This is a genomic window from Kitasatospora nipponensis (genome assembly GCF_039528135.1).
GTDB classification, from domain to species: domain Bacteria; phylum Actinomycetota; class Actinomycetes; order Streptomycetales; family Streptomycetaceae; genus Kitasatospora; species Kitasatospora nipponensis.
This window is the reverse complement of record NZ_BAAALF010000483.1, coordinates 1-941: the sequence shown is the minus strand read 5'-3', so window position 1 is coordinate 941 and position 941 is coordinate 1. Positions and strand designations below refer to the sequence as shown.

The following is a 941-nucleotide window of genomic DNA, read 5'->3' as shown; positions in this document are numbered from 1 at the left end:
CCAGCCCGCCACCGGGGTCACCACCGACCGGGCCGAGCCCACCGACCTCGCGTACGTGATCTACACCTCCGGCTCCACCGGCCGCCCCAAGGGCGTCATGATCGAGCACCACGCCGCACTGAACACCGTCCTGGACATCAACGAACGGTTCCAGGTCGGCCCGGACGACCGGCTGTTCGGGCTGGCCGACCTGGGCTTCGACCTCTCGGTCTACGATCTCTTCGGCAGCACGGCGGCCCGGCGCCGCTCCAGCCGACCACCCCGCCCAAGCCCTCGACCACCACCACCAGCAGCAGCCACCCCCAGAGAGAGGGATGTCAGAATTTCCGGGGGTCGCCACCAAGGCTTTGACCTGCGCTGACGCCGAGTCGGGTCGGGCCGGGGCGGACCGACGTCAGGACCTACACCAGGACCCAGGGCAGGACCCAGGGCAGGACCTACAGCAGGACCTTGGAGAGGGGGCCCACGGCGGCGGGCCGCGCTCCCGGAAGCCCCGGAAAGAAGTCCACCCCTCTAGAACTCGTCACGTGACGAGTGCGATAGTGGAGCCCGAGAAGGTGACAGTCCGTCACCCTGCCTCCACCCGCCCGAGAGGGGCCCCATGTCCACCGTGAACCTCCTGCTGCCCGCCGAGCCCGACGTCCTGGGCGACCTCTACGCGCTGGAGGAGGCGCTGCTGATCCAGCTGCGCCCGCTGCCCGGCGACGACGGGCAGTCGTGGTCGCCGCTGCCCGGTGACCAGGGGGAGGCGGTCTACCAGTCGTACCTGCGGGTGTTGGACGTCCTGGGGTCCGGCATGGCCGACGTGGTCTACGGCCGGGCGGACCTGGTGCCCGGCGTGCCGATGCTGATCGGCGCGGACGGCCGCACGGAGCTGGTGCAGCTGCTCGACGTCGAGGTCGAGGGGGAGGACCTGGTCCGCCTGGCCTGGCTGCGGGACG

At 71.1% G+C, this 941-nt stretch carries 1 protein-coding gene and 1 pseudogene; both read left to right on the top strand.

Annotation, left to right across the window (positions count from 1 at the left end):
- Nucleotides 1–235: pseudogene (locus ABD323_RS41340) on the top strand (AMP-binding protein); the annotation flags it as partial.
- A gap of 366 nt (nt 236–601) precedes the next feature.
- Nucleotides 602–941, top strand: a 340-nt coding sequence (locus ABD323_RS41335) for a hypothetical protein (RefSeq protein ID WP_344447238.1), incomplete at its 3' end; no start/stop codon positions are given.